This is a genomic window from Streptomyces cucumeris, assembly GCF_024295805.1.
Taxonomy (GTDB): domain Bacteria; phylum Actinomycetota; class Actinomycetes; order Streptomycetales; family Streptomycetaceae; genus Streptomyces; species Streptomyces cucumeris.
In genome coordinates this window covers 213,463-234,775 of the sequence record NZ_JANCLX010000009.1, presented here as the reverse complement: position 1 = coordinate 234,775, position 21,313 = coordinate 213,463, and the positions used below count along the sequence as shown (strand labels likewise).

Annotated in this window: 15 protein-coding genes; 11 read left to right on the top strand and 4 right to left on the bottom strand. The window is 72.5% G+C overall.

The window, feature by feature from the left end; translation table 11 throughout:
- Positions 1-6 precede the first annotated feature (6 nt).
- Positions 7-915, top strand: a complete 909-nt coding sequence (locus NMK44_RS16645; RefSeq protein ID WP_254743756.1) for a LysR family transcriptional regulator — start codon at positions 7-9, stop codon at positions 913-915.
- A 52-nt stretch (positions 916-967) separates the two neighbouring features.
- Here NMK44_RS16645 and NMK44_RS16640 read toward each other — a convergent pair whose 3' ends face one another.
- Entirely contained in the window at positions 968-1,285 is a 318-nt protein-coding gene (locus NMK44_RS16640; RefSeq protein WP_254743754.1) for a WhiB family transcriptional regulator, read from the bottom strand.
- Between the two features lie 408 nt (positions 1,286-1,693).
- Between NMK44_RS16640 and NMK44_RS16635 the strand changes: the two genes are divergently transcribed.
- From NMK44_RS16635 to NMK44_RS16620, 4 genes are all read left to right on the top strand, one after another.
- The gene (locus tag NMK44_RS16635) at positions 1,694-2,305 is read left to right on the top strand and encodes a response regulator transcription factor (protein WP_003948568.1); all 612 of its coding nucleotides are present in this window, start codon (positions 1,694-1,696) and stop codon (positions 2,303-2,305) included.
- A gap of 288 nt (positions 2,306-2,593) precedes the next feature.
- Positions 2,594-3,205, top strand: coding sequence for a sigma-70 family RNA polymerase sigma factor (locus NMK44_RS16630; RefSeq protein ID WP_254743752.1), 612 nt, complete (start codon positions 2,594-2,596; stop codon positions 3,203-3,205).
- Between the two features lie 126 nt (positions 3,206-3,331).
- Positions 3,332-4,834 (top strand): IMP dehydrogenase, encoded by a 1,503-nt coding sequence (guaB, locus tag NMK44_RS16625; RefSeq protein ID WP_254743750.1) that lies wholly within the window; start codon positions 3,332-3,334, stop codon positions 4,832-4,834.
- A 90-nt stretch (positions 4,835-4,924) separates the two neighbouring features.
- Positions 4,925-6,052: a GuaB3 family IMP dehydrogenase-related protein gene (locus NMK44_RS16620; protein WP_254743748.1), complete on the top strand. Its 1,128-nt coding sequence runs from the start codon at positions 4,925-4,927 to the stop codon at positions 6,050-6,052.
- A gap of 85 nt (positions 6,053-6,137) precedes the next feature.
- Here the strand turns inward: NMK44_RS16620 and NMK44_RS16615 are convergent, their stop codons facing one another.
- Positions 6,138-6,821: a hypothetical protein gene (locus NMK44_RS16615; RefSeq protein ID WP_254743746.1), complete on the bottom strand. Its 684-nt coding sequence runs from the start codon at positions 6,819-6,821 to the stop codon at positions 6,138-6,140.
- A gap of 532 nt (positions 6,822-7,353) precedes the next feature.
- On the opposite strand from NMK44_RS16615, the gene NMK44_RS16610 reads away from it, so the two are divergent.
- The 3 genes from NMK44_RS16610 (at position 7,354) to NMK44_RS42055 (ending at position 11,705) form a co-directional block, all read left to right on the top strand.
- Complete coding sequence (locus NMK44_RS16610) at positions 7,354-8,511, top strand: rod shape-determining protein (RefSeq protein ID WP_254743744.1); 1,158 nt, start codon at positions 7,354-7,356, stop codon at positions 8,509-8,511.
- A 151-nt stretch (positions 8,512-8,662) separates the two neighbouring features.
- Complete coding sequence (locus NMK44_RS16605; protein WP_254743742.1) at positions 8,663-10,936, top strand: DUF6049 family protein; 2,274 nt, start codon at positions 8,663-8,665, stop codon at positions 10,934-10,936.
- A 157-nt stretch (positions 10,937-11,093) separates the two neighbouring features.
- Positions 11,094-11,705: a TetR/AcrR family transcriptional regulator gene (locus NMK44_RS42055; RefSeq protein WP_302888286.1), complete on the top strand. Its 612-nt coding sequence runs from the start codon at positions 11,094-11,096 to the stop codon at positions 11,703-11,705.
- Between the two features lie 86 nt (positions 11,706-11,791).
- Here the strand turns inward: NMK44_RS42055 and NMK44_RS16590 are convergent, their stop codons facing one another.
- Entirely contained in the window at positions 11,792-13,063 is a 1,272-nt protein-coding gene (locus NMK44_RS16590; protein WP_254743740.1) for a nucleotide sugar dehydrogenase, read from the bottom strand.
- A gap of 200 nt (positions 13,064-13,263) precedes the next feature.
- On the opposite strand from NMK44_RS16590, the gene NMK44_RS16585 reads away from it, so the two are divergent.
- Positions 13,264-14,970, top strand: a complete 1,707-nt coding sequence (locus NMK44_RS16585) for a glycerol-3-phosphate dehydrogenase/oxidase (protein ID WP_254743738.1) — start codon at positions 13,264-13,266, stop codon at positions 14,968-14,970.
- 217 nt (positions 14,971-15,187) lie between these two features.
- On the opposite strand, the gene NMK44_RS16580 is transcribed toward NMK44_RS16585, so the two are convergent.
- Complete coding sequence (locus NMK44_RS16580) at positions 15,188-16,372, bottom strand: serine hydrolase domain-containing protein (RefSeq protein ID WP_302888285.1); 1,185 nt, start codon at positions 16,370-16,372, stop codon at positions 15,188-15,190.
- Positions 16,373-16,533: 161 nt separating this feature from the next.
- Here NMK44_RS16580 and NMK44_RS16575 point away from each other — a divergent pair, with 161 nt between their 5' ends.
- Positions 16,534-18,639, top strand: coding sequence for a serine/threonine-protein kinase (locus NMK44_RS16575; RefSeq protein ID WP_254743735.1), 2,106 nt, complete (start codon positions 16,534-16,536; stop codon positions 18,637-18,639).
- Between the two features lie 145 nt (positions 18,640-18,784).
- Entirely contained in the window at positions 18,785-21,307 is a 2,523-nt protein-coding gene (locus NMK44_RS16570; protein ID WP_254743733.1) for a serine/threonine kinase C-terminal domain-containing protein, read from the top strand.
- Positions 21,308-21,313: the final 6 nt, after the last annotated feature.

Genomic DNA, 21,313 nt, shown 5'->3' with positions numbered 1-21,313 from the left:
AAAGACATGATCGAGGCCCGTCACCTCCGAGTGCTGCGCGCGGTGGCCGCCACCGGTTCCTTCTCCGCGGCGGCGCGTGAGCTGGGCTGCACCCAGCCCGCGGTCAGCCAGCAGATGAAGGCCCTGGAGGGCGCCGCGGGCACCCCGTTGCTGATCCGCACCGGCCGGGAGATGCGGCTGACCGAGGCGGGTGAGGCCCTGGTGCGGCACGCCGCGGGGATCCTGGCCGGGCTGACCGCCGCCGAGGAGGAGGTCGCGGCGATCGCCGGGCTGCGGGCGGGCCGGGTGCGGCTGGTGTCGTTCCCCAGCGGCAGTTCCACGCTGGTGCCGACGGCGCTCGCCGGGATGCGCGCCGCCCACCCCGGGACCCGGGTCTCGCTGGTGGAGGCCGAACCGCCGCGCTCGGTGGAGATGCTCCGGGCCGGTGACTGCGAGATCGCCGTGGCCTTCCGCTATCCGCAGGCCGATGACGCGGCGGAGGCGGGTGGCGGCTGGGAGGACCTGGTGGCCCGGCCGCTGCTGAGCGACCGGCTGGTGGTCGTGGTCCCGCGGGAGCACCGGCTGGCAGGGGCCGGGACGGTGGGGATGGCGGAGCTGGCGGAGGAGCCGTGGATCGCGGGCTGTCCGCGCTGCCGCCGTCATCTGGTGGAGGTCTGCGAGTCCGAGGGCTTCACACCGCGGATCGACTTCGCGACGGACGACTATCCGGCGGTGATCGGGTTGGTGGCGGCCGGGCTCGGGGTCGCGGTGCTGCCGGAGCTGGCGCTGGAGTCGGTGCGCGCCAAGGGCGCGGTGACGCTGGAGGTCAAGCCCGCGGTGCGGCGCGAGGTGGTGGCGCTGACACTGCCGGACCTGGCGCGGGTGCCCGCGGTGGCGGCCACGCTGGACCGGCTGGAGTCCGCGGCGCGCCGCTGAGGTCCGCTGCGCGGATGGAACGTTTCTTCTGTCAATCGGCCCCGGAATCCGGTCAGGATCCGGGGGGCCCTGACGAGGCGGCCACCGCGCGGTGCCGCGCCCGCCCCATGAGCTCCTCGCGCTCGTCCTCGGTCAGTCCGCCCCACACGCCGTACGGCTCGCGTACGGCGAGTGCGTGAGCCGCGCACTGCGCCCGTACCGGGCAGCGCATGCACACCTCTTTCGCCGACATCTCCCGCGCGCTGCGGGCAGCGCCGCGCTCTCCCTCCGGGTGGAAGAACAGCGAGCTGTCGACCCCGCGACACGCGGCCAGGAGCTGCCAGTCCCACAGGTCGGCGTTCGGACCGGGAAGACGGGAGAAATCTGCCATTGCCTTATCTCCTCGAAGCGATCGACTGCGGACGCTGTGTCCTGGGTTGTGCACCTACGGTGTAAGTAGATGTAAATATGACTCATTGCGAATCTAGCCACACAGGTCGGCAAATTGGAAGCAAGGTCGCCAAATGCCACCGAAGGGGATGACCTGGGGGAGACCGATGGGGGAGAGGCGCTGGCGCGCGACAGGCGCGATGAAGCAGCTCTGTATCCGAGCCCTCACGTAGAGTGTCGAAGGTGGCCGCCGAACCCCGTAACTCTTTCGGGTGACCGTCGTTGAGAGTGCGGAGGCGGTTGATGGGTAAAGCTCTCGGACAGATATCCGGGGCTGTCAATCGCTCAGGTGACGATATGTACCAGCCTGGAGGCTCAAGGTGACGCGCATCAGCTGCGGAGGACGGCCATGACATCCGTCCTCGTCTGCGACGACTCCCCGCTTGCCCGAGAGGCGCTGCGCCGCGCGGTGGCGACCGTGCCCGGTGTCGAGCGTGTGACGACAGCGGCCAACGGCGAGGAAGTCCTCCGCCGCTGGGGTGCCGACCGCTCGGACCTGATCCTGATGGACGTACGGATGCCCGGTCTCGGCGGAGTCGAGACCGTGCGGCGGCTGCTGTCCGCCGACCCCGGCGCCCGGATCATCATGCTCACGGTGGCCGAGGATCTCGATGGAGTGGCGCTGGCGGTGGCCGCCGGTGCCCGTGGCTATCTGCACAAGGACGCCTCGCGCGCCGAGCTGCGGGCCACCGTGACCCAGGCGCTGGCCGACCCCACGTGGCGGCTGGCGCCGAGGCGGCTGCGGTCCGCCGAGATGGGCGCGGCCCCGACCCTCACCGCCCGGGAGATCCAGGTGCTGGAGGGCATGAGCCACGGCCGCTCCAACGCGGAGATCGGCCGTGAGCTGTTCCTCTCCGAGGACACGGTCAAGACGCACGCGCGGCGGCTCTTCAAGAAGCTCGGCGCTTCGGACCGGGCCCATGCCGTGGCCCTCGGATTCCGCTGGGGGCTGGTCCGCTAGCGGACCAGCCCGTATCGACGTGCAGCGCAGCGGGGGCGCGACGGTCCCCGCCCGCCTGGTGGCGGGCGGGGCGAGAGCGTGTGCGGCGGCCGCTGTGGCGGCGGCTTGTATCAGTTCCCCGCGCGATGCCGCATCCTTGGTGGTGTGGAGTTCCTCGGGGACGAGTCGGTCGGGCGTGAGGGGAGAGCGCAGGACGTGACGACAGCCGGCGCACCTGCTCATAACGCTTCAGCGCACAACCAAGGACGCGGTGCCACGGAGCCTCCGGGCCCAAGGCACCATGGACGGATGCGCGACGACGAGAGGCCAGGGGCCCCCACGGGCGGTGCCCCGGCGGCCACGGGGCCGATCGGCGCCCTGGTCGGGCGCGCCGTCGAAGGGGATGAGCAGGCCACCCATGACCTGCTCGCCCATGTGCACCCGCTGGCCTTGCGCTACTGCCGTACGCGGCTGTCCAGGCTGCCCGGGGACGCCCGGCATTTCGTGGACGACCTCGCGCAGGAGGTCTGTCTCGCGGTGCTCTGCGCGCTGCCGCGCTACCGCGACACCGGCAAGCCCTTCGAGGCGTTCGTCGTGGCCATCGCCGCGCACAAGGTCGCCGATCTCCAGCGCGCCGCCATGCGGCACCCGGGGAGCACCGCCGTGCCCTCGGACGAGATGCCGGAGCAGCCGGACGACTCCCTGGGGCCCGAGGAGCGGGCGCTGCTCAGCAGTGACGCGGAGTGGGCCAAGAAGCTGCTCGCCAATCTCCCGGAGAACCAGCGCGAGCTGGTGCTGCTCCGGGTCGCGGTCGGGCTGACCGCCGAGGAGACCGGACAGATGCTCGGGATGTCGCCCGGAGCGGTACGGGTCGCACAGCACCGGGCCCTCAGCAGGCTGCGCGCGCTCGCCGAGCAGTGACCGCGCGCCCGCTCTGATCAGCGGCATTGTGCGGGTGCGCACACTTGTCCACAGGGCGGGATGGGGCACCCGGGATGGCCGTTAGCATGGGAGTCCGCGCTGGGGCAAGACCATTGGAAGGGTGTCATGACTGACAACGTCGACGGAGTGCCTGAGAAGTTCGCGATGCTCGGGCTGACGTACGACGACGTGCTGCTGCTGCCGGGCGCCTCCGAGGTGCTGCCGAACGCGGTCGACACCTCGTCCAGGGTCTCGCGGAACGTCCGGGTGAACATCCCGCTGCTGTCCGCCGCCATGGACAAGGTGACCGAGTCCCGGATGGCCATCGCCATGGCCCGGCAGGGCGGCGCGGGCGTGCTGCACCGCAATTTGTCCATCGAGGACCAGGCGAACCAGGTGGACCTGGTCAAGCGCTCCGAGTCCGGCATGGTGACCGACCCGATCACCGTCCGCCCGGACGCCACCCTCCATGAGGCGGACGCGCTGTGCGCGAAGTTCCGCATCAGCGGTGTCCCGGTGACCGATGCGGCGGGCAAGCTGCTCGGCATCGTCACCAACCGGGACATGGCCTTCGAGGTGGACCGCGGCCGTCAGGTCCGCGAGGTGATGACCCCGATGCCGCTGGTCACCGGCAAGGTGGGGATCTCCGGCGAGGACGCGATGCAGCTCCTGCGCCGCCACAAGATCGAGAAGCTGCCGCTGGTGGACGACGCCGGGGTGCTCAAGGGTCTGATCACGGTCAAGGACTTCGTCAAGGCCGAGCAGTACCCGAACGCCGCCAAGGACGCCGAGGGCCGGCTGGTCGTGGGCGCGGCCGTGGGCGTCGGCGACGAGGCGTACGACCGGGCCCAGGCGCTGGTCGAGGCCGGGGCCGACTTCCTGGTGGTGGACAGTGCCCATGGGCACAGCCGGGGCATCCTCGACATGATCGCCAAGGTGAAGTCCAATGTCTCCGTCGATGTGGTGGGCGGAAATGTCGCCACCCGGGACGGCGCCCAGGCGCTGATCGACGCCGGGGTGGACGGGGTGAAGGTCGGCGTCGGTCCGGGCTCCATCTGCACCACCCGCGTGGTCGCGGGTATCGGTGTGCCCCAGGTGACCGCGATCTACGAGGCCGCGCGGGCGTGCCACGCGGCCGGTGTGCCGCTCATCGGTGACGGCGGGCTCCAGTTCTCCGGTGACATCGCCAAGGCCATCGCCGCCGGCGCGGACACGGTGATGCTGGGCAGCCTGCTGGCCGGGTGCGAGGAGTCGCCGGGCGAGATGGTCTTCATCAACGGCAAGCAGTTCAAGTCCTACCGGGGCATGGGCTCGCTGGGCGCGATGCAGTCGCGCGGCCAGGGCCGGTCGTACTCCAAGGACCGCTACTTCCAGGACAACGTGCTCTCCGAGGACAAGCTGGTGCCCGAGGGCATCGAGGGCCAGGTGCCCTACCGCGGTCCGCTGGGCTCCGTCGCCCATCAGCTCGTGGGCGGTCTGCGGGCGTCCATGGGCTATGTCGGCTCGGCCGATGTGGCGGAGCTGAAGGACAAGGGCCGCTTCGTGCGGATCACCGCGGCCGGTCTCAAGGAGAGCCACCCGCACGACATCCAGATGACCACCGAGGCGCCGAACTACTCCGGCCGTTGATGCCCGTACCCCGCGCGACCCCGGGCCACGGGGTCCGTGCGGGGGACAGGGATACTGGTACGGCAGATTCAGGCAGCGAAAGGCACCCACGTGACTGAGATCGAGATCGGGCGCGGCAAGCGCGGCCGCAGGGCGTATGCGTTCGACGACATCGCCGTCGTGCCGAGTCGTCGTACCCGGGACCCGAAGGAGGTCTCGATCGCCTGGCAGATCGACGCCTACCGCTTCGAGCTGCCGTTCCTGGCCGCGCCGATGGATTCGGTGGTCTCCCCGCAGACCGCGATCCGCATCGGTGAGCTGGGCGGTCTGGGCGTTCTCAACCTCGAGGGGCTGTGGACCCGCTACGAGGACCCCGAGCCGCTGCTGGCGGAGATCGCCGAGCTGGACGAGGACACCGCCACCCGCCGGCTGCAGGAGGTCTACGCCGAGCCGATCAAGGAAGAGCTGATCGGCCAGCGCCTCAAGGAGGTGCGTGACGCGGGCGTGGTGACCGCCGCCGCCCTGTCGCCGCAGCGCACCGCACAGTTCTCCAAGGCCGTGGTGGACGCCGGGGTCGACATCTTCGTGATCCGCGGGACCACGGTCTCCGCCGAGCATGTCTCGGGCGCCGCCGAGCCGCTGAACCTCAAGCAGTTCATCTATGAGCTCGATGTGCCGGTGATCGTGGGCGGTTGTGCCACCTACACCGCGGCGCTGCACCTGATGCGCACCGGTGCGGCCGGTGTGCTGGTCGGCTTCGGCGGCGGTGCCGCGCACACCACCCGTAATGTGCTGGGCATCCAGGTGCCGATGGCCACCGCGGTGGCCGATGTCGCCGCCGCCCGCCGGGACTACATGGACGAGTCCGGTGGCCGCTATGTGCATGTGATCGCCGACGGCGGTGTGGGCTGGTCCGGCGATCTGCCGAAGGCCATCGCCTGTGGTGCGGACGCGGTGATGATGGGTTCGCCGCTGGCCCGTGCCACCGACGCGCCCGGCCGCGGTCACCACTGGGGCATGGAGGCCGTCCATGACGAGGTGCCGCGCGGCAAGCGGATGAACCTGGGCGCGGTGGGCACCACCGAGGAGGTCCTGCTCGGCCCCTCGCACACCCCGGACGGTTCGATGAACTTCTTCGGCGCGCTGCGCCGGGCGATGGCCACCACCGGCTACTCGGAGCTCAAGGAGTTCCAGCGGGTCGAGGTCACCGTCGCGCCCTCGCAGCACGACAACCGCTGAGCGTTCCCAGAGGTTCCACAGCATGGGGAAGGCCCCGACCGCATCGCGGTCGGGGCCTTCCTTTGTGCGTGGTGTGCCGTGGGCGTCAGCGGTTGCTGAGGCGGAAGGCGGAACCGATGGCGGCGACCGGAGCGAGCGCCATGAAGATGTAGGTCACCGCGTCCGAGTCCTCCTTCCAGGCATCGAGGATGCTGCTGTCCGGGGCGGACGGCACCAGCGGCTCGGTGATGTGGTTGAAGAAGATCTCCAGCGCGGAGGTGTGCTCGATCCCGGCCGCCTCGAGCTGCGCGGCGGGCATCTTGTCCAGCAGGTCGGCCATGATCATGGAGTAGCCGAGGAGTTCACCCATGAAGACGGCGGCCAGCGCGAGCACCGCGCCGACGACCCACAGGCCCACGTTGCGGCCGCCGAACTTGGCGACGACGAAGCCGATCAGACCACCGAGCGCGACACCGGCGTAGGCGAACTGGGTCACCTCCACCTCCGCGCCGTCCGTGTCGGCCATCGCGCTCAGCAGGAACGCGTAGAGGAAGGCGCCCACGAGCGCGGCGACCACGGCGGCACCGACGGCCAGCAGCGCGTTGCCCTGGGGGCCCTGCGGCGCCGGCGGCGGGAAGCCGCCGCCGAACTGCGGCTGCGGAGCGCCGTACTGGGGCTGCTGCGGAGCGCCACCGTACTGCGGCTGCTGCGGCTGCTGCGGGTAGCCGTACCCGGCCGGCTGCTGGGGCTGCTGCGGCGGCTGCTGAGGCTGCTGCCAGTTCTGGCTCATGGAGATCCCCCGGGGATGAAGGTGGAAATCCGCGTTCCGGGGACAGCCTTGACCTGCGGTGTGGTGGGCTGGGAACGCGGACGAATAGTTCGCGCCATTAAACTAACAGCAGGGCATGACAACGGGACAAGTTGTGTCTGGGGTCCGTGACATGGCTGGGACCGGAAGGAGACACGGCGCCCGGCATATCTGGACAACCCGGGTGCTTCCCGGTGATCCTTTTCGCTACGAGATAACTTTCCGTACCTGTAACGGCGGAGAGTTCCGTGTCGTTCCGCACCGGGGCCTCTCGTAAATCGGCCACCCGACCGAAGTGGTCGACCGGGGTATCCGCCGTAGCCCGGAAACTCTCCCCCTCATCTGCGTCGCGATGCCGATCAGTTGCGCGACGAACGCGCGGACCGCGGCGCGCGGTACGCCGATTGTTTCCCCGGAGATCCGCGCTCCCCGCGGTCCGCGCAGACGCTCCCGGTGGGTCCACGGTGGGGAGTGCCGACAGGACAGAATCCGGCATAAGCAATAATGTCAACTTATGGCGCAGAACAAGTCGTTCACAGGACGAGACATGGGCATCGACCTGGGCACCGCGAACACGCTGGTGTACGTCCGGGGCAAGGGCATCGTGCTCAACGAGCCGTCGGTCGTGGCCGTCAACACGGTCGACGGCAATGTGCTGTCGGTCGGTTCGGCGGCGAAGGAGACCATGGGTCGGACCCCGACGAACATCGTCGCCGTCCGGCCGCTGCGTGATGGCGTGATCGCCGATTTCGAGATCGCGGAGCGGATGCTCAGGTACTTCATCAAGAAGGTCGCGGGCAGCCGTCGGCTGGCCCGACCCCGTGTGGTGGTCTGTGTGCCCTCCGGTATCACCGGCGTCGAGCGGCGCGCGGTGATGGAGGCCGCGACTCAGGCCGGTGCGCGTCAAGTGCACCTGGTCGAGGAGCCGATCGCGGCGGCGATCGGCGCCGGGCTGCCGGTGAGCGAGCCGACCGGCTGCATGGTGGTGGACGTCGGCGGCGGGACCACCGAGGTCGCGGTCGTCTCCCTGGGCGGCATCGTCACCGCCCGCTCGGTCCGGGTGGCGGGTGACGCCATGGACACCGCGATCACCGCGTATGTGAAGAAGCACTACGCGCTGGCGATCGGTGAACGGACCGCGGAGGAGATCAAGGTGAGCATCGGCTCGGCGGCGCCGGGCGGTACGCTCCCGGCGCCGCGCCCCGGGGGCGCCGTCCGGCAGTCCGAGCGGAACGTGGAGGTCGTCCTCCCGGGTGACAGCGGCGATCCCGAGGACACCCAGGCGCTGTTGCCGCCGGACCGCTGCACCATCCGCGGCCGTGACCAAGTCACCGGTCTCCCCAAGGTGCTGGAACTGACCGCGGAGGAGGTACGGCACGCACTCGGCGAACCGGTGGACAGCATCGTGGCGGCGGTCCGCTCCACGCTGGACGAGACCCCACCGGAGCTCGCGGGCGACATCATGGACCGCGGCATCGTGCTGACCGGCGGCGGTGCCATGCTGCGTGGGCTGGACGTCCGGCTGAGCCGTGAGTTGGACATCCCGGTGCTGGTGGCCGACGACCCGCTGGACTGCGTGGCCATCGGCACCGGCCGCTGTGTGGAGGACTTCGCCTCTCTGCGGACCGCCATGGAGGCGCGCCCCCGCCGCCTCGACACCGTCCGGGTCTGACGGCCCGTACGGGCCCCGTGGCCCGTACACCGCCGGGCCCGGCGCCCCGTCCCCCCGGTCCGCCTCGTCGCCGTCCGGCGTCCCGCCGCGTCCCGCAGGCCCCCGGCCGGGGTGTCCGGGCGTGCGGCGGTGCGGTGGCCGTGGTGGGCTGGTGGCACCGCGTCCCGAGCGGCGCGGGCGGACGGGAGGTGCGGGCGTCGAGGTGACGGCAGTCCTGCGCGGGGCACACGGACGGGCGGTCGGCGTGGCCGTCGCCGTCCTGGCCGCGCTGGTCACCGTCCTGTCCTCCGCCGTCGCACTGTCCACCGGACCCGAACGATCCCCCGGACCCGGACGGCCCGCCGGACCTGGACGACCCGACGGACCACGGTCCGTCAGCCGGGTGTCGTATCCGACCTCCGTCGAACTGGAGTCGCTGAACCCCTCGGTGGTGCGGCAGGGCGGGGAGCTGAGGATCAGCGGAACCGTCACCAACACCTCCGGCCGCCGGATCGGCGCCGGCCGCCTCGGTGTGCGGATCGGGGCGCACGGGGCGATCGACACCCGCGGCGGGCTCGCTGCCGTGGCCGGACGCACCGTCCTGGGCCGCGCCGACGGCCCGTCCGTACCGGACCGCACGGCCGGGGTCGCCGCCCTCGCGCCCGGCGCCGCGCACCGCTTCCAGATCACCGTGCCCGTACCGGACCTGGGCCTCGACGGGCCCGGGGCGTTCGCGCTCACCGTGGACCTCTCCCATGAGGACGGCACGGTCCTCGGGCTGACACGCGATTACCTCTGCGCCTATCCCGACGGCACCGGTCTGGAGCCGCTGCACACCACCGTCCTGTGGCCGATCACCGATGTCCCGCATATGGAGGCGCTGACCCAGCGCACCTCCGACCGGGCGCTGCCGGTGTTCCGCGACGACGCGCTGAGGTCGTCCCTCGGCCCCGGCGGACGGCTGCGGCGGCTGGTCGAGGCGGGCCGGGACCAGCCGGTGACCTGGGTGATCGACCCCGATCTCATCGTCCAGGCGCAGGCCATGGCCGACGGCTACCGGGTGGCCAGGACCCCCGGCGGCACCGATCCGCAGGACGCCACCGAGGGCGAGGGCGGCGACGCGGCCGCGGACTGGCTGGCCGCGCTGCGCAAGGCGGTCCACGGCCGGGACGTCATCGCGCTGCCGTACGCGGACCCGGATCTGGCCTCCCTCGCCCGCGGCGGTGACGAGTCGCTGGCCGGGCTGTTGCGGCGGTCGTCCCGGGCGGGCCGGACGGTCGTGGACCGGGCGCTGGACACCCGTGCCCGCGCCGATGTGGCCTGGCCCGCGGGCGGCGCCGTGGACGACGCGATCGCCGCGTACACCCGGCGGCTGGGCCTGGGCACGGTGCTGGCCTCCGGCGGCACGGTCGGCCCGTCCGCCGCGCTGGTCGCCGGGGGCGCGACGGACGACGGCGGCGTGGCGCTCGGCGGCGGGACCACCGCGCTCACCTATGACACCACCATCGCCGCGCTGCTCTCACAGGGCTCACAGGGCTCACAGGGCTCCCGCGGCGAGTCCGCGTCCGGAGCGGCCGCCGGGCTGCGGCTGCGGCAGCGGCTGCTCGCCGAGACGCTGACGGCCGTACGGGAACTGCCGTACGCCCGCCGCGACCTGGTGGTGGTGCCACCGCGCCGGATGCCCGCAGCGACCGCGGACGTCCTGCTCGGGGCGCTCGCCGACGGCCAGAAGGCGGGCTGGCTGGAGCCCACCCGGTTCGAGGTGGCCCTGCGCGAACCGGAGCCGGGCGAGGTGCGGGCTTACGACGGCTATCCGGTGGGCTTGCGCGCCTCGGAGCTGCCGCCCGCCCGGCTCGCGGCCGTCGCCCGGGACCGGCGGCGGCTGCGCGCGCTGGCGAAGGTGCTGTCGGACGCCCGGGCCACCACCGCCTCCGTACGGGCCGCGATGGCCCGTTCCCTGTCGACCGCCTGGCGCGGTGACGCATCGGGCGGCGACGCCTACCAGCGGGGCGTGGCGCGCTATCTGACCGCCTCGATGGGCTCGGTGCGGCTGGTGCCCAAGGCGAAGGTGGTGGTGGCCGGGGGTACGGCGGTCATCCCGGTCACCGTCGACAACGGACTTCAGCAGGACCTCACCGGGGTCGAACTGCGGGTGCTCTCCAGCCGTCCGGAGCGGCTGAACACCCTGGACCGCTCGGTGCGGGTCCGGGCGGACCGGGCGGTGAGCCGGACGGTGCGGGTCCGGGTGAGCGCGTACGCCAACGGACCGGTGCGGCTGACCGCCCGGCTCCACACCACCGCGGACGGCAGGCCCTGGGGCGAGCCGATGACATTCACCGCGGATGTGCGGTCGGTGCCGTCGGGGGCCATCGCGTTCGTCGGCGGCGGGGTGCTGCTGATCGTGCTGGCCGCGACGGTCCGGCTGCGGCGCGCGCGCAGGACGTGAGCCGACGGCCGCGTCCGGCCCCCTGGCGGTATGGGGCCGGGGCCGTACAGTGGGGCGGTTTCCGACACGCCGCATGCCGTCATCCGCGTCGTCCGGCGTGACTGCCGTGAACAGCAGCAATGAGCCGTGAAGGCCGTGAAGCCGTGGAGGTTGCCGCATGACCATCGAGGTCCGCAAGCGCACCGGCCGGAGACCCGGCGCGACGGAGAGTCGCGACACCATCCTGGGGGTGGCCCAGCGGATGTTCGCGGAGGGCGGTTTCGACGGTGCCTCGGTGCGGTCGATCGCCAGGGCCGCGGGGGTCGACGCCGCCCTGGTCCACCACTTCTTCGCCTCCAAGGAGGGTCTGTTCGCCGCCTGTATGCGGGACGCGATGCGCCCGGAGCTGCTGCTCGGGCCGGTCCTGGACGGCGGGGTGGAGGAGCTGGGGGAACGGCTGGTCCGGGCCTTCCTGCGGTTATGGGAGGAGGAACCCACCCGGGCCAAGCTGCTGTCGATCCTGCGCTCGGCGGTCTCGCACCCGGCGTCGGCGCGGACCGTGCGCGGATTCATCGCCCGTGAGGTGCTGGGCCGGGTGGCCGAGCGGGCGGGCGGACCGCGCCCGGAGGTACGGGCCGGACTGATCGGCTCCCAGCTCGTGGGGCTCGCGCTCACCCGCTATGTCCTGGAGATACAGCCGCTGGCCTCGCTGGACCGGGAGGTGGTGGTGGACACGGTCGGGGCCACGGTCCAGCGGTATCTGACGGAGGAGCTGCCGGGCGTGGCGTAGCCGGGCCGCCACGGACCGGGGGCGGGGCGCGCACCTCGGCGGGGCGGACGGTTCCGCCGTCCGCCCCCGGCCGTGGCGCCCCGCTGTCAGAGCCGGTGTGCGGTGCCCGCCGGGCTCGCCCCCCGGGTGTCCAGCAGCAGTTGGGCCTTCACCGCGAGCCCTTGCAGGTCGTACGCCCGGTGGTGTTGCAGCAGCACGGTGAGGTCCGCGTCGGCCGCCGTCTCGTACAGCCCGTCCGCGCGCTCCACCCGCTGCCCCCGCACCCGCCACTGCGGTACGTAGGGGTCGTGGTAGCTGATCTCGGCGCCCAGGTCCATCAGCCGGGACGCGATCTCCCGGGCGGGCGAACCCTCCTCGTCGGCGATATCGGGCTTGTAGCCGACGCCCAGCAGCAGGACCCGGGCGCCGCGCGCGGACTTGCCGTACTCGTTGAGCAGGGCCGTGCAGCGCTGGGTGACATAGCGCGGCATCCGCCCGTTGACCGCCTGCGCCAGCTCGACCATCCGCAGCGGGAGCCCGAGGCCGCGCTGCTGATAGGCCATGTGGTCGTGGTCGACGGCCACCCCGTGGCCGCCGACGCCCGGCCCGGGGCGGAACGCCTGGAAGCCGAAGGGTTTGGTCTCGGCGCAGCGCACCACGTCCCACAGGTCCACGCCCAGGTCGTGGCAGTACACCGCCATCTCGTTGACCAGGGCGATGTTGACGTGGCGGTAGTTGGTCTCCAGGACCTTCACGGTCTCCGCCTCGCGGGGGCCGCGGGCGCGCACCACCTTCTCGGTGAACCGGCCGTAGAAGGCGGCGGCGGCCTCGGTGCAGGCGGGGGTGAGGCCGCCGATCACCTTGGGGGTGTTGGCCGGGCCGTGGGCGCGGTTGCCGGGGTCGAGGCGGCAGGGGGAGTAGGCCAGGTGGAAGTCGCGTCCGGCCAGCAGTCCGGACCCCCGCTCCAGAACCGGACGCAGGAATTCCTCGGTGGTGCCGGGGTACACGGTGGATTCCAGCAGGACAGTGGTGTGCGGCCGCAGCCGTGCCGCGAGCGTACGGGCCGCTTCGGCGACCGCCGTCAGGTCCAGCTTGCGGTCCTCGCCCAGCGGGGTCGGGGCGCAGATCACCGCGGTACGGACCCGGCCCAGCTCGGCGGGGTCGGCGGTGACCTGGAAGCCACCGGCGGCCATCCGGCGCAGATCGGCGGTGGACAGCCGGCCGTCCCCGGCCCCGGAGGGCAGCCGGCCGGCCCGCAGATCGGCGATCAGACGCGGATCGGGGTCGTAGCCGACGGTGCGGATGGCGGCGGCGGTGGCGGCCTGGGCGAGGGGGAGACCGAGATGGCCGAGTCCGATGACGGCGAGATCTGCGGGCATGACTGCGAGCCGTCCTTCCCGAGGTGATTCCGGATGGCGCAAAGGCAGACTAAGCGGAAATATGACTCGTATTCAGTATTGGTGGGGGGTGTTGGCCCGGTGTTGCGGCAGTGGGTGGAGCAGCGCCATGGCACGGCGAGGAGAAAGCCAGGAAAATCTCTGCACGTGCGACGTGATGTCGATCACAACGGGAGGCAGCGGTGAGGACACCGGCACTGGGACCGGCCGAGCGCGGCGAGGCGTTGGCCCGGATGGCGGACCGTGAGCTGGATGTGCTGGTCGTGGGCAGCGGGGTGGTCGGCGCGGGTACCGCGCTGGACGCCGCGACCCGCGGTCTGGAGACCGGTCTGGTCGAGGCCCGCGACTGGGCCTCGGGCACCTCCAGCCGGTCCAGCAAACTGGTCCACGGGGGCTTGCGCTATCTGGAGATGCTGGACTTCGCCCTCGTCAGAGAGGCCCTGAAGGAGCGCGGACTGCTGCTGGAGCGGATCGCCCCGCATCTGGTGAAGCCGGTGCCGTTCCTCTACCCGCTCAAGCACCGGGGCTGGGAGCGGCTGTACGCGGGGGCGGGGGTCGCGCTCTACGACGCGATGTCGGTCTCCTCCGGACACGGCCGCGGACTGCCCGTCCACCGTCATCTGACCCGGACCAAGGCGCTGCGGGTGGCTCCCTGCCTGCGTAAGGACGCCCTGGTCGGGGCGTTGCAGTACTACGACGCCCAGGTGGACGACGCCCGCTTCGTCACCGCCCTGGTGCGGACGGCCGCCCGCTACGGCGCCCACGTCGCCAACCGGGCACGGGTGGTCGGCGTGCTGAGGGAGGGAGCGCGGGTGGTCGGCGCCCGGGTGCACGATCTGGAGCAGGGCGGTGAGTTCGAGGTGCGCGCCCGTCAGGTGGTGAACGCCAGCGGGGTGTGGACGGACGAGACCCAGGCGCTGATCGGTGAGCGCGGCCAGTTCCACGTCCGCGCGTCCAAGGGGATCCACCTCGTGGTGCCCCGGGACCGGATCCACTCCACCACTGGGCTGATCCTGCGCACCGAGAAGAGCGTGCTGTTCGTGATCCCCTGGGGCCGCCACTGGATCGTCGGCACCACCGACACCGACTGGGACCTGGACAAGGCCCATCCGGCCGCCTCCAGCGCCGATATCGACTACCTGCTGGAGCATGTCAACGAGGTGCTCGCGGTACCGCTCACCCGCGATGACGTGGAGGGCGTCTACGCCGGACTGCGCCCGCTGCTGGCCGGGGAGTCCGACGCGACCAGCAAGCTCTCGCGCGAGCACACGGTGGCCCATCCCGTACCGGGCATGGTGGTGGTCGCGGGCGGCAAGTACACCACCTACCGGGTGATGGCCAAGGACGCGGTGGACGAGGCGGTGCACGGTCTCGACCGCCGGGTCGGGCCGTGCGTGACCGAGGAGGTGCCGCTCGTCGGCGCCGTGGGCTACAAGGCGCTGTGGAACGCACGGGCCCGGATCGCCCGCCGCTCCGGGCTCCATGTGGCCCGGGTGGAGCATCTGCTCAACCGCTACGGCGCGCTGGCCGACGAGGTGCTGGAGCTGATCGCCCAGGACCCCTCCCTCGGCGAACCGCTCCAGGGCGCCGACGACTATCTGCGCGCCGAGGCCGTCTACGCCGCCTCCCACGAGGGCGCCCGCCACCTCGACGACGTACTCACCCGCCGCACCCGTATCTCCATCGAGACCTTCGACCGCGGTACGCGCACCGCGCGCGAGGTGGCCGAGCTGATGGCCGGGGTCCTGGGCTGGGGCCAGGAGCAGATCGACAAGGAGGTCGAGCACTACGAGAAGCGGGTGGAGGCCGAACGCGAGTCGCAGCGGCAGCCGGACGATCTGACGGCCGACGCCGCCCGGCTGGGCGCGCCGGACATCATCCCGCTCTGAGCACGGTGGTCTCACGGCCGGGCCGGGGTGCTGCCCGGCCGCGGCCCGCCGGCTAGGTCCTGTCCTGTCGGTCTTCGTGGATCAGGCCGCGGCGTCTGGTGCCGTGCATCGCAAGGCGGAGGGTCGTCCTTGTACTGGGCGTACTCGGATGAGCCCGACAACGCGGCGAGGTGCGGTGCCAGGCGTCGCGGGCCCACGAAGATCGGCAGGACAGGACCTAGGAGCGCGGGCAGAACGCGGCCTTGAGCAGGGCCGATTCATCGGCGGACGAGGGCCGGGCGCCACTGTTGAGACGGTAGGCGAGAGCGCGGCGCCCGTCCGCGGTGGAGACGGCCAGCGCAGAGGAACCGGGGATCTCCCCGTTGTGCCCCCAGAGGGTGATCCCGCAGGGCAGCCGCACCGGGAACAGCCCCATGCCGTACCGGCCGTGGGAGGCCGAGGTGTCCCGCAGCGTGCGCAGCCCGGCGCTGCCCACCACCCGGCGGCGCTGGACCCCGGCGACCAGCCGGTTCAGATCGTCGAGGGTGGAGACCATCTCGCCCGCGGCCCCGGCCGCCGAGGGGTTGAGGTCGGTGATGTCCCGTCGGGCGCCGTCCGTCCCGGAGTATGCGCGGCCGTGCGGGGCGGGAAGCGTGGTGCGGGTGCCGGGGAAGGATGTGGCGTCCAGGCCGAGCGGCCGCAGCACCAGCCGCCGTGCCTCCTCGGCGTAGGGGCGGCCGGTGACCTGCTGGATCACCATGCCCAGCAGGATGTAGTTGGTGTTGGAGTAGCGCCAGTCGGTCCCGGGCCGGAAGGACGGGCGGTGGGAGACGGCGATGCGGACCAGCGAGGCCGGGGTACGGGTGCGGCTCCCGGCGGCGGACAGCTCCCGGGCGAACCCGGGGTCGGCGGTGTAGTCGTACAGACCGCTGGTGTGGGTGAGCAGCTGACGGAGGGTGATGCGCCGCCCGTCGTTCCCCTGACCGGTCACCAGCCCGGGCAGATGGCTCGCGACGCTGTCGTCGAGCCGCAGCCGCCCCTGGGCGGCCAGCCGCAGCGTGGTCGCCGCGATGACGGTCTTGGTGAGGCTCCCCGCGCGGAAGTGGTCATTCCGGTGGATCCGCCGTCCGGAGCGGACATCGGCCACGCCCACCGCGGTGAACCGTGTCCCCCGTCCGTCCCGGACCAGCACCGCCGCGCCCGGCGCGGCCCCGTCGGCCATCAGGGCGCGGAGCGCCGTCCGTACCGCGGCGTCCCGGGACGCCCGCGCGCTCGCCGGTGTCTCCCCGCCCGCACCGCCGTTGCCGCAGCCGGACAGCGCGGCCGAAAGGGTGACGGCGAGCGCGGCCGTCACCGCGGCCGGCCGCACGGGGACGGTCGGCACACCGCTCCGCCTGTGCCATCGTAGGGCGGAGATGGGCATGACACGGGCCTTCCTTCTCTGCGTATACAGCGATGTTCGCAGGTGTCGCGGAGGGCGGCGCGCCGCGCCGTGGACCCCGGACTTCCGCGGGTCCGCGGATGAGAGACAATGGTCGCTCTCCCAGGGTGGGTTCAGGGTGGGTTGATTTGCAGAGGGGTCGCATGTCGGAGGCGGAGAAGACGCAGGGCTCGACCGGGCGCCTCCTCGCCGGTCGGTACCGGCTCGGGGAGATCCTCGGGCAGGGCGGCATGGGAACGGTCTGGCGCGCGAGCGACGAGACCCTCGGCCGTACGGTCGCGGTCAAGGAGCTGCGCTTCCCGTCCAGCGTCGACGAGGACGAGAAGAGACGGCTCATCACCCGCACGCTGCGCGAGGCGAAGGCGATCGCCAGGATCCGCAGCAACGGGGCCGTCACCGTCTATGACGTGGTCGACGAGGACGACCGCCCCTGGATCGTCATGGAGCTCATCGAGGGCAGCTCGCTCGCCGATGTGGTCCGCGACGACGGCCCGCTCACCCCGCGCCGCGCCGCCGAGGTCGGTCTCGCCGTCCTCGATGTGCTGCGCGCCGCCCACCAGGCGGGCATCCTGCACCGTGACGTCAAGCCGTCCAACGTGCTGATCTCGGACGACGGCCGGGTGGTGCTGACCGACTTCGGTATCGCCCAGGTCGAGGGCGACCCGTCGGTCACCTCCACCGGCATGCTCGTCGGCGCGCCCTCCTACATCTCGCCCGAACGCGCCCGCGGCCACAAGCCGGGCCCGCCCGCCGACCTGTGGTCGCTGGGCGGTCTGCTGTACGCCTCGGTGGAGGGCGTCCCGCCCTACGACAAGAGCACCGCCATAGCGACGCTCACCGCCGTGATGACCGAGCCGGTGGAGCCGCCGAAGAACGCGGGCCCGCTGGAGGAGGTCATCTACGGCCTGCTCGACAAGGACCCCGACCGCCGGCTGGACGACGCCGGTGCGCGAGCGCTCCTGGAGGACGCGCTGAGCGCCCCGGAGGGCTCCGCCACCCCGCCGCCCGCCGATGCCACCCGCACGATGACCCTGCCGCCCGCCCCGTCGGCGGAGGAGGAGGCCGCGGCCAAGGCCAAGGAGTCGGCCGTATCGGAGCGCAGGCGGGGCGCGCTGCGCTCGGTGCGCAACGCGGCGGCTGCCTCGGCGGCCAAGCGGTCGGAGAGCGGGCGGAAGTCCGGTTCGGGATCGGGGTCGTCGGGCGCCGGTGCCGGGGCCGCCGCGGGGTCGGCGAAGTCCGCGGAGGCTGCGTCGGATTCCGGTTCCGCGTCGGGTGACGCGGGGGCGGCCGGGTCCGCGGCGGCCAAGAAGGCGGCCGCCGGGAAGAAGACCGCGGCGAAACAGGCCGCCGCGAAGAAGAAGGCCGCGGCCGCTTCCGCGTCGTCGGGCCGGTCCCCGGTCAACCCGGAGCCGCCCGAGCCGCCGCGCGCCTCGCTCACCGATGTGGTGCCCAGGCGCACGCTGATCATCATCGCCGTGGCCGTGGTCCTGGCGATCCTCGCCGTCGTTCTGGTCATCACCCTCAACGGCGGTGACAGCGACAACGGTGCCAAGGGCACGTCCGGTGGCGACAAGACCGCTTCGGCCGGTGCCGGGGACGAGGCGAAGAGCCAGAAGGGCGATGCCGCCCGGACCGGCGGGTCGGATCAGAAGACCCCGGGGTCGGAGGCGTCCGGCAAGGGCTCGGACGAGGACGACCACTCCGGCAAGGGCGGCGGCAAGGGCTCGGACGACGAGGCCGGCGGCAAGGGCGAGGACTCCGGCGGCAAGGGGGGCGGCAAGGAGGACGGTTCACTCCCGGACGGCTACAAGATGTTCAGGAACCCCGACTTCCACTTCACCATGGCCATGCCGGACAACTGGCAGATGCACCCCGGGAGCTACGACCTGAGCCGCCGGTACTACGGCGGTTCCACCATTCCGCGTATCCAGGTCGACTTCACCGACGCGCCCCGGGACGACGCGGCGGCGGACTGGCGCGCGAGCGAGAAGGGTGCCCCGGGCCGGATGACCAACTACAAGGGTCTGGGCATCAAGGAGATCGACTGGCACGGCTATCCGACGGTCGCGGACTGGAAGTTCGAGTACGAGACCGGCGGCAAGCGGGTCCGGGCGATCAACCGCGGGTTCAAGGTGGACAGCACCCACGGCTTCGCCATCGTGGTCACATGCGAGGCGTCCAAGTGGGACGAGAAGGAGTGCAGGACCCTGCGCGACACCGCCTTCAAGACCTTCGACGTCACGGACTGAGCACTCCTGTCGGCGAAGCGCCGCGCGGGCACGTATCGTGAGAGGCCGTGGACCGTGCGCAGCCGTATGGACCGGCAAAATGACCGTACTTGACGGTTTCCGGCTGTGCTGATGAGTGCGTGACATCCGTGCTCGGGGAGGCGTCGTGGACGAGTACGCCGGTCGGGTGCTGGCCGACCGCTATCGCCTGCCCCTGCCACCCGCGGATGAGTACGAGTTCGTCGAGACCCGCGCCTTCGACACCTACAGCGGGCAGGAAGTCCATCTGCGGCAGATACCGCTTCCGGAGGTCGTCGACGCCGAAGTGGTCGACGACGGCAACCGGGGCTGGACGGGCGGGCGCCTGGCCGACGGGACGGCCGCGGGCGCCGATCCGGCCGTACGGCGCGCGATGGCCGCCGCGACGGCGGCCGCCCAACTCCCCGACCACCCACGGCTGGGACAGGTCTTCCACGTCTTCGCCGAGTCCGGCAGCCTGTGGATCGTCAGCGAACTGGTCGCGGGGCGTCCGCTCGCCGCGCTGCTCGCCGAGGGGACGCTCTCCCCGCACCGCGCCGCCGAGATCGCCAACGACATCCTGACCGCGCTGCGCGCCCTGCACGCCCATGGCTGGACCCATCGCAACATCACCACGCGCACGGTCCTGTTGTGCGACGACGGCCGCGCGATGCTGACCGGTCTGGCGGCCGGGGCCGCCGAGGAGGCGCTGTGCGGCTATGACCCGGTGCCGCCGCCCTCCGGCGCCGACGAGGACGACGCCCCGGACGGCGAACCGCCTCCGGCGATCCCCGCTCCGGCGGCGGCGATCCCCGCTCCGGCCGCGCCGTCGGATCCGGCGGCGGCGCAGCGCGGTGCCGGACCGCGCTACCGGGACCAGGGCACGGCCGGTGGCTTCCCCGGCCCGCGTACGCCCCCTGAGCGCAGCCCGGCGGGCGGCAACGGCGCAACGGGCGCTCCGGGCGGGCCCGGTGGGCCCACCGCGGTCGAGCGCGACCCGGGCATGCCCTGGCTGCCGGGGGCGCGTGAGGGCGAGCCGGAGAGCGGAGGGGCCGATCCGCAGGGCGCGGCCGCGCGTGCGGCACGGGCCAGTGCCATCGCGGCGTACGCGGCGGGAGCGCGGGCTGCGGCCCGCGCGGGTGGCGAGTCCCCGGACGTCTACGCGGACCCGTACGACGAGGCCGAATGCGACGAGGACGCGGAGGAGAGGGACCCGGGGCAGGACCTCGTCACCGACGGCGCGCCCTGGCCCGACGAGTGGGACGACGCCGGTCCGCGCACCGGCGAGGGCTCCTGGGACACCGACGGCGCTCCGGGCGGTACCGCCTCCGGCCGGGGCCCCGGCACCGCGCTGGCCGCCGAACGGGCCCGGCAGGCGCGGATCGTCGTGGTGGGCGCGGTCACCGAACGCTGGGCGCCCGAGCAGGCGGTGGCGGTCCACGAGAACTGGCGGCTCGCGGCCCCCGTCGGCCCGTCCGCGGACCTGTGGGCGCTCGGCGTCCTGCTCTACCGCGTCGTCCAGGGCCATGCCCCGTATCCGGAGGACCACGCCGCCGAACTGGTCCAGATGGTGTGCGCGGAGGCCCCGGCGTACGCGGAGGAGTGCGGTCCGCTGCGCCCCGTCGTGGAGTCGCTGCTGCGCCAGGACCCCACCGAGCGGCCGGACTTCGAGGAGCTGCGCGGCTGGCTGCGTTCGCTGATCCGCTCCGCGCCCGAACCGGATGTGGGCAGCCGTACCGTCACCGTGCCGTCGATCGGGCCGGGCGGCACGTCCGATCCCCGTCGGCTGCCGGTCGTGCGCCGGCGCGGCTGGCTGGTGCGCAGGGGGCGGGGCCGCCCCGCCCCGTCGGCCGCCGCGCACGGCCGCCACAAGCGCGCCAAGCAGCCGAGAGAGCCGAGACCGCCGAGAGCGGCCCGGCCGCCGCGTGACGAGCGTACGGCGGCCCAGCAGCCGGTGCGGAGCGCGGCCGAGGAACCGCGCGAGCCGCGCAAACTGGGCCGGGTGCTGTTGCTGCTGATACTGCTCGCGCTGGCGGCGGCGGTGCTCTACGCGACGATGTTCATGCCGCGTGACAAGGAGACCGGCGGCCAGGACCGTACGGGGTCGGCGGGCGCGCAGAGCACCGCGCCCAGCGCTCCCCACGATCCGGCGGGATCCGCGTCGTCCGGCGCCGAAGGGGACTCCCCGGAGCCGCAGTCCACCCAGCCGGCGGGGGTGGCGAAGGGCTTCGTGGTCCGCAAGGACCCCAAGGGCTTCAAGGTCGCGGTGGACGAGGACTGGACGCGGCGCGGTGAGAACGGGCGCGGCCAGGTCCGCTATCTCGGCGGTGACTTCGAGCTGCTGGTGGTGGCCGGACGGGACCGGGCGTCGGAGTTCGGCGGCGACCCGATGGCGTACCAGCAGAACCGCGAGGCGGAGCTCGCCGCCTTCCGCGGCTCCTCCTGGGCCTCGTCCTCGGGGCTACGGCGGATCGACGTCGGCCGTACGGCCATGGCGGAGGGCGAGTTCAGCTGGCGCGACAGCAGCGGGCGCGATGTGTACGCCCGGAACCTCGCGATGCTGATCGACGGCCGGTACCACGTGGTGCTGGTGATCGGTCCGTCCGATGAACGCCGCGCGGTCGCCCGCTACTTCGAGCAGGCGACGGCGACCTACAGCACCACGGGCTAGCCCGGC

Bases quoted from the DNA above. Each gene is read 5' to 3' on its own strand.
- NMK44_RS42055 (WP_302888286.1), top strand. From the start codon at position 11,094: ATGACCATCGAGGTCCGCAAGCGCACCGGCCGGAGACCCGGCGCGACG.
- guaB (WP_254743750.1), top strand. From the start codon at position 3,332: ATGACTGACAACGTCGACGGAGTGCCTGAGAAGTTCGCGATGCTCGGG.
- NMK44_RS16575 (WP_254743735.1), top strand. From the start codon at position 16,534: ATGTCGGAGGCGGAGAAGACGCAGGGCTCGACCGGGCGCCTCCTCGCC.
- NMK44_RS16615 (WP_254743746.1), bottom strand. From the start codon at position 6,821: ATGAGCCAGAACTGGCAGCAGCCTCAGCAGCCGCCGCAGCAGCCCCAG.
- NMK44_RS16640 (WP_254743754.1), bottom strand. From the start codon at position 1,285: ATGGCAGATTTCTCCCGTCTTCCCGGTCCGAACGCCGACCTGTGGGAC.
- NMK44_RS16645 (WP_254743756.1), top strand. From the start codon at position 7: ATGATCGAGGCCCGTCACCTCCGAGTGCTGCGCGCGGTGGCCGCCACC.
- NMK44_RS16635 (WP_003948568.1), top strand. From the start codon at position 1,694: ATGACATCCGTCCTCGTCTGCGACGACTCCCCGCTTGCCCGAGAGGCG.
- NMK44_RS16610 (WP_254743744.1), top strand. From the start codon at position 7,354: ATGGCGCAGAACAAGTCGTTCACAGGACGAGACATGGGCATCGACCTG.
- NMK44_RS16580 (WP_302888285.1), bottom strand. From the start codon at position 16,372: ATGCCCATCTCCGCCCTACGATGGCACAGGCGGAGCGGTGTGCCGACC.
- NMK44_RS16590 (WP_254743740.1), bottom strand. From the start codon at position 13,063: ATGCCCGCAGATCTCGCCGTCATCGGACTCGGCCATCTCGGTCTCCCC.
- NMK44_RS16630 (WP_254743752.1), top strand. From the start codon at position 2,594: ATGCGCGACGACGAGAGGCCAGGGGCCCCCACGGGCGGTGCCCCGGCG.